Source organism: Dokdonella sp., from assembly GCF_035511235.1.
Taxonomy (GTDB): Bacteria; Pseudomonadota; Gammaproteobacteria; order Xanthomonadales; family Rhodanobacteraceae; genus Dokdonella.
The window spans coordinates 102830-112956 of sequence record NZ_DATKFQ010000034.1; the positions used below are offsets into that span (position 1 = coordinate 102830).

Annotated in this window: 8 protein-coding genes; 3 read left to right on the forward strand and 5 right to left on the reverse strand. The window is 71.7% G+C overall.

Translation table 11 applies throughout. The features are described 5' to 3' along the window. Nucleotides 1-91: 91 nt before the first annotated feature. Both VMR06_RS14245 and nth read left to right on the forward strand, forming a co-directional pair. Nucleotides 92-760, forward strand: coding sequence for an RnfABCDGE type electron transport complex subunit B (locus VMR06_RS14245; protein WP_325377421.1), 669 nt, complete (start codon nt 92-94; stop codon nt 758-760). Beyond that, nucleotides 757-1392 carry an endonuclease III gene (gene nth, locus VMR06_RS14250; RefSeq protein WP_325377426.1) on the forward strand — a complete coding sequence of 212 codons (636 nt, stop codon included), beginning with the start codon at nt 757-759 and terminating at the stop codon, nt 1390-1392. The genes VMR06_RS14245 and nth overlap by 4 nt, the downstream gene beginning before the upstream one ends. A gap of 81 nt (nt 1393-1473) precedes the next feature. Here the strand turns inward: nth and VMR06_RS14255 are convergent, their stop codons facing one another. The 5 genes from VMR06_RS14255 to nudE form a co-directional block, all read right to left on the reverse strand. Next, nucleotides 1474-2295 carry a GIN domain-containing protein gene (locus VMR06_RS14255; protein WP_325377428.1) on the reverse strand — a complete coding sequence of 274 codons (822 nt, stop codon included), beginning with the start codon at nt 2293-2295 and terminating at the stop codon, nt 1474-1476. A 254-nt stretch (nt 2296-2549) separates the two neighbouring features. After that, entirely contained in the window at nt 2550-4184 is a 1635-nt protein-coding gene (locus VMR06_RS14260; RefSeq protein WP_325377430.1) for a Na+/H+ antiporter, read from the reverse strand. Nucleotides 4185-4188: 4 nt separating this feature from the next. Next, nucleotides 4189-5001 (reverse strand): nucleoside triphosphate pyrophosphohydrolase, encoded by an 813-nt coding sequence (gene mazG, locus VMR06_RS14265; RefSeq protein WP_325377432.1) that lies wholly within the window; start codon nt 4999-5001, stop codon nt 4189-4191. After that, entirely contained in the window at nt 4998-5804 is an 807-nt protein-coding gene (gene cysQ, locus VMR06_RS14270; RefSeq protein WP_325377434.1) for a 3'(2'),5'-bisphosphate nucleotidase CysQ, read from the reverse strand. The genes mazG and cysQ overlap by 4 nt, the downstream gene beginning before the upstream one ends. Then, a complete protein-coding gene (gene nudE / locus VMR06_RS14275; protein ID WP_325377436.1) occupies nt 5801-6361 on the reverse strand; it encodes an ADP compounds hydrolase NudE in 561 nt (186 codons plus the stop codon). Before nudE ends, cysQ begins: the two co-directional genes overlap by 4 nt. Nucleotides 6362-6473: 112 nt before the next feature. Between nudE and VMR06_RS14280 the strand changes: the two genes are divergently transcribed. Then, nucleotides 6474-9773 (forward strand): S41 family peptidase, encoded by a 3300-nt coding sequence (locus tag VMR06_RS14280; RefSeq protein WP_325377439.1) that lies wholly within the window; start codon nt 6474-6476, stop codon nt 9771-9773. The last annotated feature ends 354 nt before the right edge of the window (nt 9774-10127 follow it).

Genomic DNA, 10127 nt, shown 5'->3' on the forward strand with positions numbered 1-10127 from the left:
GCGCTGCGTCGACTGGACGGCGGAGTATCGGCGCGGAAGGATCGTCTTCGCGCGCCTGCGCGAAGCCGCCGAAGCGGCCGGCGCCTGAGCGATGACCGCCCTCGACCCATCGCTCGCCGAGCGCATCGACGCCGCCCTGCCACAGACGCAGTGCACGCGTTGCGGCTATCCGGCCTGCCGGCCGTATGCCGAGGCCGTCGCGCGCGGCGAAGCGGCGATCAATCAATGTCCGCCCGGCGGCGAGGACGGCGTACATGCACTCGCTGCGCTGACCGGACGGCCGGTGCTGCCGCTCGATCCGCACTACGGCCGCGAAGCGCCGCCGCTGCTGGCGCTGATCGACGAGGCGGTCTGCATCGGCTGCACCAAGTGCATCCAGGCCTGTCCGGTCGATGCGATCGTCGGTGCGTCAAAACGCATGCACACGGTCATCACGGCCGAATGCACCGGCTGCGAGCTGTGCCTGCCGCCGTGTCCGGTCGACTGCATCGATCTGGTCGCGGCCGTGCCACAGCCGCTGACGCGCGGCGAGGTGCTGGCGCGAGCCGCGCACGCGCGGATGCGCTACGAGGCGCGCAATGCGCGGCTCGCGCGCGAGCGTGACGCCGCCGAGCGGCGCCGCCGCGGACCGGCGCAGGCCGAGGCGCCGGCCGAAGCGGCATCCGCACCCACCGCACCGACTTTGCCGCCGATCACGCGCAGCGCGGTGCTCGATGCGATCGCGCGCGGCCGCGCGCGGCGCAACGGAGGCGGCACGTGAAGCGCGCCGACGTCGTCGAGCTGTTCAGCCGCCTGCGCGAACTCGATCCGCATCCGACCACCGAGCTGGAATACCGCACGCCGTTCGAACTGCTGATCGCGGTGATCCTCTCGGCGCAGGCCACCGACGTCGGCGTCAACAAGGCGACGCGGCGGCTCTACCCGGTCGCCGCCACGCCGCAGGCGATCCTCGATCTCGGCGAGGACGGCCTCAAGCGCTACATCGCGACGATCGGGCTCTACAACGCCAAGGCCAAGAACATCATCGCGACCTGCGCGATTCTGGTCGACCGCTACGGCGGCGAGGTGCCGCGCTCGCGCGAAGCGCTCGAGGCGCTGCCGGGCGTCGGCCGCAAGACCGCCAACGTGGTGCTCAACACGGCGTTCGGCGAGCCGACGATCGCGGTCGACACCCACATCTTCCGCGTCGCCAACCGTACCGGCCTGGCGCCCGGCAAGGACGTGCGCGCCGTCGAGGACAAGCTGATCAAGGTGGTGCCGGCCGAGTTCCGTCAGGACGCGCATCACTGGCTGATCCTGCACGGCCGCTACGTCTGCAAGGCGCGCAAGCCCGACTGCCCGCGCTGCGTGATCCGCGACCTGTGCCGCTGGCCGCACAAGACCGAGGACTGAGACGAGGCGACGAAAGCCGACGGCACGTGGCCGCCGGCTTCATGCGTCCGCGGAGGTGGCCGACGCCGGACGGCGGACCGGTCAGCGGCTCTCGGGAATGCTGACGCGGCCGGAGACGTCGCTGTGCTGGACCGATCCGCTGCGCTGCGACTCTACCGTCAGATCGCCGCGGACGCCGCGCGCGATCACGTCGCCCGAACCGATCGCGCCGACCGAGACGCTGCCGCCGATGCCGCGCACCTCGACGTCGCCGGAACCGACGCGCTCGATGCGCACGTCGCCGGTCACGTCCTCGAACGTCAGATCGCCCGAACCGACGCGGCCGACCTCGACGCCGCCGCGCACGCGCTTGGCGCGCACGTCGCCGGAACCGGCCGAGTGCAGCGTCAGCGCGCCGATCGTGTCGAGCTCGACGTCGCCGGAGCCGACTTCGACGCCGACCTGGCCAGCCACCTCGTGCGCTTCGAGATCGCCCGAGCCGGACGTGAACGTCAGCGCGGCGACGCGGCGCACGTCGGCGTCGCCGGAGCCGGCGACGATCTCGGCCAGCAGCTCGGCCGGCACGCGCGCGGTCAGGTCGATATAGGCGTAGCGCGAGCCGAACCAGCCGCCCGGCCGCGCGGCATCCTCGACGCCGATCGTCAGGCGGTCGCCGGCGCGCGCCTGCGACACGCTGAGGCCATCGAGCGAGGCCTGATCGGACGCGCAGGCGCGGCCGCGCACTTCGATGCGGGCCAGCCCCGGCACGCCCTCGAGCTCCAGATCGTTGGACCCGAGCCGGAACAGCGCGGTCTTGAGGCCGGCGGCGTCGACCTCGACGTTGCGCGTGGCGCTGAACGCGCACGAATCGGCCAGCGCACTCGACGAGGCGGCAGCCAGCAGCAGCGGAAGCAGGAGACGCATCGGATCACTCCTCGACGGGGACAATACGGCCTTGGATACCGCGGGGCGCGCCAGGGTTTACAGCGGCCGCGAGAATCGCCGGCTGCCTCGCCGGCGGCACCGCGGCGGCGGGGCTGCGGCCATGGGTCGTGCGCCCTGGGTTCGGGCGCCGATGCAGGCCGGACCTTCCGCATCCGGGCGCCGGGCGGTTGGGCGCACCGCGATGCGGCACAGGCGCTCCGGCGAGCGCGCCGCGCGCACGCGGTCACGCTCGCTCAGCGATAGCGCTCCTCGAGCAGGTCGATCTCGCGCACCAGCTTGCGCGCACTCTCGTCGGACAAGGCACGCTCGCGCGCGAGCCGGTAGACCGCATCGCGCTCGGCACGCAGGCCGGCCAGGCGCAGCTCGCGCTCGATCGCGTCGCTCTTGCGGATCCGCCCGGCCGCCTCGCCGGTCGGCGCCTGGCCGTCGATGCGGCGGCGGTACAGGTCCATCACGCGCGCCGAGGCGTCGGCGTGCAGGTCGGCATCGGCCTGGCCCTGCGCGAGCCGGTGGCCGGTCTCCTCGACCGCGTGGATCGCCGCCTGCGAAGCGACGACGCGCGCACGGTCCTCGTCGGCCTCGTGCTCGGGCTCGGCCGGCAGCTCCAGGTCGCGCAACAGCCACGGCAGGCCGATGCTGGCGACCAGCAGCGACAGGATGATCACCGCAGTCGCCAGGAAGATCGCCAGATCCCGCGCCGGAAACGGCGAGCCGTCGTCGAGCGCCAGCGGCAGCGTCAGCACACCGGCCAGCGTGATCGCGCCGCGCACGCCGGCCAGCGACATCGCCAGGATCAGGCGCCAGCCCGGCCGGCGCACGGCCTCGCCACGCCGCGTCGCGCGGAACAGCGTGAACTTCAGCGACAGCCAGACCCAGAAGAAGCGCAGCAGCGCCAGGCCGACGTTGATCGCCAGCACGTAGACGACCAGCCACCACGGCGAGTGGTGTCCGGCTTCCTGCACCGAGGCGACCGCGCCGGAGAAGATCCGCGGCAGCTGCTCGCCGAGCAGCACGAAGATCACGCCGTTCAGCGCGAACTGCACGGTGTCCCAGACCGCGGTGCGCTGCATGCGCGTGGCCGCGAGCGCGCGGCCGCTCAGCTCGGCGTAGCTCATCGTCACGCCGGCCGCGACCGCCGCGAGGATGCCCGAGCAGCCGGCGTGTTCGGCCAGCAGGTACGCGCCGAACGGGATCAGCAGGCTGACCAGGATCTGCGAGCCGGCCTCCTCGCCGTAGCGGCGGCTCAGCGCGTTCTTGGCATGGGTCACCGCCAGCGTGACGCCGACGCCGATCGCGATGCCGCCGATCGCCAGCCACAGGAACGTCAGCGCCGCCGCCGGCAGCGAGAAGCTGCCGGTCAGCGCCGCGGCGACCGCGAAGCGGAAGCAGACCAGGCCCGAGGCGTCGTTGAGCAGCGACTCGCCTTCGAGCACGTGCATGATGCGCTTGGGGATCGGCACGCGCGCGGCGATCGCCGAGACCGCGACCGGATCGGTCGGCGAGACGATCGCGGCCAGCGCGAACGCGACCGCCAACGGCATCGCCGGGATCATCGCGTGGATCAGCAGGCCCATGCCGACGACCGTGAACACGACCAGGCCGAGCGCAAGCTCGAGGATCGTGCCCTTGTCGCGGAACAGGCCCTCCTTCGGGATCCGCCAGCCGTCCAGGAACAGCAGCGGCGGCAGGAACAGCAGGAAGAAGATCTCCGGGTCCAGCGTCACGCCGCGGTGGGCGACCAGGGCGATCGCCGCACCGAGCGCGATCTGCAGCAGCGGCAGCGGGATCGGCACCGGCACCATGCGCACCAGCAGGCCGCTGGCGACCACCGCCAGCAGCATCGCCAGCACGACCGCGATCGATTCCATCGCGCTACCCGCGCTCTTCGGCCTTGGCGCGGTCCCAGAGCCGCTCCTGCGCGTCCAGCGGCAGGCCCGCCAGGCTGCCGCCGGCTTCGGCGGCGAGCGCCTCCATGCGGCGGAAGCGCCGCTCGAACTTGGCGTTGGCGCGGCGCAGCGCGGTGGAGACGTCGACGCCGGCGTGGCGCGCGAGGTTGACGCAGACGAACAGCACGTCGCCGATCTCGTCGGTCAGCCGCTCCGGGCCGGACTGCGCATCGACCTCGGCGCGGACCTCGGCCAGTTCCTCGGCGAGCTTGTCGAGCACCGGCGCGAGTCCGGGCCATTCGAAGCCGGTGGCCGCGGCGCGCTTCTGCAGCTTGGCGGCGCGCTGCCACTCCGGAAGGCCGCGCGCGATGCCGGCCAGCGCGCTGGTGTCGGCATCGCCGGCGGCCGCGCGCTCGCGGCGCTTGATCGCCTCCCAGCTGTCGGCGACGGCTTGCGCGTCGTCGGCCTCGGCGGCCGCGAAGACGTGCGGATGGCGGCTGATCATCTTCTCGCAGATCGCCTCGACGACGTCGCCGAACGCGAAGTGCCCGGCCTCCTCGGCCATGCGCGCATGGAACACCACCTGCAGCAGCAGGTCGCCGAGCTCGCCGCGCAGGTCGTCGAAGTCGGCGCGGTCGATCGCGTCGGCGACCTCGTAGGCCTCCTCGATCGTGTACGGCGCGATCGTCGCGAAGTCCTGTTGCAGATCCCAGGGACAGCCGCCGTCCGGATCGCGCAGGCGCGCCATGATCGCGAGCAGGTCGTCGGTCGATCGCATCGGGCGCGGGCGGAACGTCATCGGGCGGCATCCTCGAGCAGGCGGCGCGGCCAGTCGACCGAACGATCGCCGCAGGCGATGAAGTCGCCGTTGAGCAGGGTCGGCCGCGCGTTGTAGGTGAAGGGCCGGCCATCGAACGCGGTCAGCGCGCCGCCGGCCTCCTCGAGCAGGATCTGGCCGGCCGCGGTATCCCATTCGGACGTGGGGCCGAGCCGCACGTACAGATCGGCGCTGCCGTCGGCCACGCGCAGGAACTTCAGCGACGAGCCGAGCGGGATCAGGTCGACCTCGCCGAGCCGCGCCAGCATCGCCGCCATGCGCTCGCTGGCGTGCGAGCGGCTGCCGGCGACGATCAGCGGCGATGCCGGCCGGCGCGTCGCGATCCGCCGCGGCGTGCCGGCGCCGGTCGCAAGCCAGGCACCGCCGCCGCGCCAGGCATAACCGGTTTCGCCGCCGACCGGCACCTGGATCACGCCGAGGATCGGCCGGCCGGCCTCGATCAGCGCGATGTTGACGGTGAACTCGTCATTGCGCTTGACGAACTCGCGCGTGCCGTCGAGCGGGTCGACCAGCCAGTAGCAGCCCCAGTCGCGGCGCTGCTGCCACGGAATCTCGGCGGCCTCCTCCGACAGCACCGGCCAGTCCGGCGTCAGCGCCTGCAGGCCGGCCACGATGATGCGATGCGCAGCCAGGTCGGCCGCGGTCAGCGGCGTGTGGTCGTCCTTGTGGCGGACCGCGAAATCGCCGCGGTAGACCTCGAGGATCGCCGCCGCCGCACGGTCGGCCAGCGCGCGGACCGCGCCGGTCAGTGCCTCCAGATTCACGGACACGGCCGATAGCGCCCGGCCAGGTACTCGCGCGCGATGAACAGCGCGGCGATCGAGCGGCCGTCGCTGACCTCCGGATGCGCGATCAGCTCGTGCAGCTCGGAGAGCTTCCACGGCACGACGTCGAGCGGCTCGGGCTCGTCGCCGGGCAGACGCTCGGGGTAGAGGTCGCGCGCGAGGACGACGTGGGTCATCGCGGTCATGTACGAGGGCGACAGCGACAGCGTGGTCAGGATGTGCAGGTCGCGCGCACCGAAGCCGATCTCCTCCTTGAGCTCGCGGTCGGCGCCCTGCTCGACGGTCTCGTCCTGATCGAGCCGGCCCTTGGGCACGCCGATCTCGTAGCGGTCCAGGCCGGCGGCGTATTCGCGCACCAGCAGCACGGTGTCCGCGTCCTGCATCGGCACGATGATCACGGCGCCGAGGCCGCCGCCGCGCAGACGCTCGAAGGTGCGCCGCTCGCCGTTGGAGAACTCCAGATCGAGCTGTTCGGCGCGCAGGAAGCGGCTGCTCTCGACGGGACGGCGGGCGAGGACGACGGGCGGTTTTCGCATGGCCGCATTGTACGCATCGTGCGCCGGCGCGGCACCGGCGCCATGACTTCCGGGGCTGGCCGCGGCACGGCGGCAGGGGTATCGATGACGTTCCCCAAGCACCGGAACGGCCATGTCATCGCTTCGCCTGCTGTCGCTGATCCTCGCCGGCCTCGCCGCCAGCCCTTCCTACGCGGCCGAACCGACCCGGCTGCTGCGCTTCCCGGACGTCTGCGGCGAGCGCGTGGTGTTCACCTACGCCGGCGATCTGTGGACGGTCTCGACGCAGGGCGGCAGCGCGGTGCGCCTGACCGCATCGCCCGGACTCGAGCAGTCCGCGCGCTACTCGCCGGACTGCTCGCGCATCGCCTTCACCGGCCAGTACGGCGGCGACGACCAGGTCTACGTGGTCGACGCGGCCGGCGGCGAGCCGGTCCAGCTGACCTACTACCCGACGATCGGCCCGCTGCCGCAGCGCTGGGGCTTCGACCACCAGGTCTACGGCTGGACGCCGGACGGCCAGTCGGTGCTGTTCCGCTCCTGGCGCGACTCGATCAACACCTCGCACCCGCAGCTCTACACGGTGCCGGCCGGCGGCGGCCTGCCGACCGCGCTGCCGATGCCGAGCGCCGGCGTCGGCCGCTATTCACCGGACGGCACGCGCATCGTCTACTCGCCGAAGTTCCGCGACTTCCGCACCTGGAACCGCTACGTCGGCGGCTGGGCGCAGGACCTGTTCGTCTACGACTTCGCCGGCAAGACCGCGGTCAACATCACCGAAGACACCAACACCGACCGCGATCCGGTCTGGATCGGCGAGGCGATCTATTTCCTGGCCGACCGCAGCGGCTACATGAATCTCTACCGCTACGACGTGCCGAGCCGGGAGACGCGCCAGCTGACCCGGTACCAGGGCGTCGACGCGCGCTGGGCCAGCGGCGGCAGCGGCGGCCTGATCGCCTACGAGGTGGACGGCACGCTGCACGTCTACGACACGCGCAGCGACCAAGACCGCGCGCTCGCGATCAACGTGCCGAGCGACCTCGTGCACGCCCGCGCCGAGGAGCGCAGCGTCAAGGACCGCATCGAGGACTTCACGCTCAGCGAAAACGGCAAGCGCGCCTTGTTCACCGCGCGCGGCGAGATCTTCAGCGTCCCGGTCAAGGACGGCGTCACGCTGAACCTCACGCACACGCCCGGCCGGCACGAGCGCGAGGCCGCCTGGTCGGCCGACGGCAAGCGGCTGGCCTACGTCTCGGACCAGGACGGCGAGGAGGCGATCTGGGTCCGCAACGCCGACGGCAGCGGCGCGCTGAAGCTGACCCAGGAATCCTACGGGCGGCTGTACGCGCCGCGCTGGTCGCCGGACGGCGCGCGGATCGCCTTCGTCGACAGCGAGAGCCGTCTGCGCGTGGTCGCCGCCAGCGGCGGCGGTCCGGCGCCGGTGATCGCCGACGATCCGGGCATCTCGCGCCGCGACTACGCCTGGTCGCCAGGCGGGCACTACCTGGCCTACACGCTGTCCGACGCGCAGAGCCAGGTGCGCCGATTGTTCGTGCACGACTTCGCCGCTTCGCGCGGCATGCCGATCGGCGGCGCCGAGGCCAGCGCCTACGGGCCGGCGTTCTCGCCGGACGGCCAGTACCTGTATTTCATCGGCGATCGCGAGTGGACGCCGCAGATTTCCGGCATCGAGTGGAACTACGCGGCCAACCGCAGCGCCGGCATCTTCGCGCTGGCGCTGCGCAAGGACGCGGCCAATCCGTTCGCGCCGAAGAACGACCGCGCCGACCAGGCCGACGACGACAAGGGCGACAAGAAGGACGAGGCGGCCAAGAAGGACGGCAAGCCGGCCGTCGACGACCGCATCGATTTCGACGGCCTGGACCGCCGCCTGATCCGCGCGCCGATCGACCCGGACAACATCGGCTGGATCGGCCTGACCGGCAAGGCGCTCTACTACGTCACCGGCGACGGCTTCTACTACGGCCGCGAAGGCGCCTACAAGAGCAAGCTCAAGGCCTACGTCTTCGACGAGCGCAAGTCGCAGGACGTGTACGAGGACGTCGACGGCCTCGCGTTCGCGCCGGCCTCTTCCAGCGTGCTGGTGCAGAGCGGCCAGGCCTACAAGCTGATCGACCTGTCGGCCGGCAAGCCCGAGCCCAAGGACGTGGGACTGGACGGCCTCTACGCGCGCGTCGACCCGAAAGCCGAGTACGCCGCGATCTTCGACGAGGTCTGGCGGCGCTACCGCGACCACTTCTACGTGCGCAACATGCACGGCTACGACTGGAGCGCGATCCGCGCCAAGTACCAGCCGATGCTGGCCTGGGTCGGCGACCGCAGCGATCTCAACTATCTGCTCGGCCAGATGGTCGCCGAGCTCAACGTCGGTCACGCCTACGTCAGCGGCGGCGACTTCCGGCTGCCGCCGCGGCCGAACGTCGGCCTGATCGGCGCGCGTTTCGAGCTCGACGCGGCGAGCGGCCGCTACCGGATCGCGAAGATCCTCGAAGGCAGCAACGACGAGGAACGCTACCGCTCGCCGCTGACCGAGGTCGGCGTCGACGCGCGCGTCGGCGACTACGTGCTGGCGATCAACGGCCAGCCGCTGACCGCCACCGACAACCCGTACCGGCTGCTGCGCACCGCACCGGGCCAGCTGGTGCAGCTGACGCTCAACGCGCGCCCGGCCGATGCCGGCGCGCGCACCGTGCTGGTCAAGCCGATCGGCAACGAGATGGAACTCAACTACTACGCCTGGACGCGGCACAACCGCGACTACGTCGATCGCACCAGCGGCGGCAAGCTCGGTTATCTGCACATCCCCGACATGGGGCCGGACGGCATCCGCGAGTTCATCAAGGCGTTCTACCCGCAGCTGCGCAAGCAGGGCCTGGTCGTGGACGTGCGCGACAACGGCGGCGGCAATGTCTCGGCGATGATCATCGAGCGGCTCGCGCGCAAGCCGCTCGGCCTCGGCTACGGGCGCGGCTTCGACGTCACCGAAACCTATCCGCAGCAGACCTTCCTGGGCCACCTCGCCGCGCTGTGCAACGGCACGACGGCCTCGGACGGCGACATCTTCTCGTACATGTTCAAGCGCGCCAAGCTCGGGCCGCTGATCGGCGAGCGCACCTGGGGCGGCGTGGTCGGCATCAGCGACTGGGGCCCGCTGATCGACGGCGGCCAGGTCAGCGTGCCGCAGTTCGCCAGCGCCAGCACCGAGGGCCAGTACGTGATCGAGGGCGAAGGCGTGGAGCCCGACATCACGGTGCCCGAGGACGTCGGCGCCCAGCTCGCCGGCCGCGATCCGCAGCTCGACCGCGCGATCGAGGAACTGAACAAGGCGATCGCCGCGGCGCCGGTGAGCCTGCCGTCGGCGCCGGCTGATCCGGTCAAGACGCCCGGCGCGAAGGCGCCCGCGCGCTGAGGCTCCGACGAGGCGGCCGGCGCAGGCCGGCCACCTCGGCTTGCACGAAGCAGGCTTCACCGCCTCGCGGAATCGGCCTGCGTTCGACCACGTTCGCCGTAATGCCGTTGCCGTTGCCGTTGCCGTTGCCGTTGTCGCTGTGGCTGTGGCTGTGGCTGTGCTTTCAGCCTTTGACGTTGGTGCGCCTAAAGCGAGCCGAGCATCGCAGGTCGTCCAGGCCGAAGAGCTGCCCCGTGTCTGAGCGCCAGCGAGTTGGGGCAGCGTGCCTGGGCGACCGAGAAGCGCAGGGAACCGGCGCGGCGCAGCCGCGCCGGCTCGCGTCAGCGCAGACGGTTTTGGTGACTTTTGACAAGA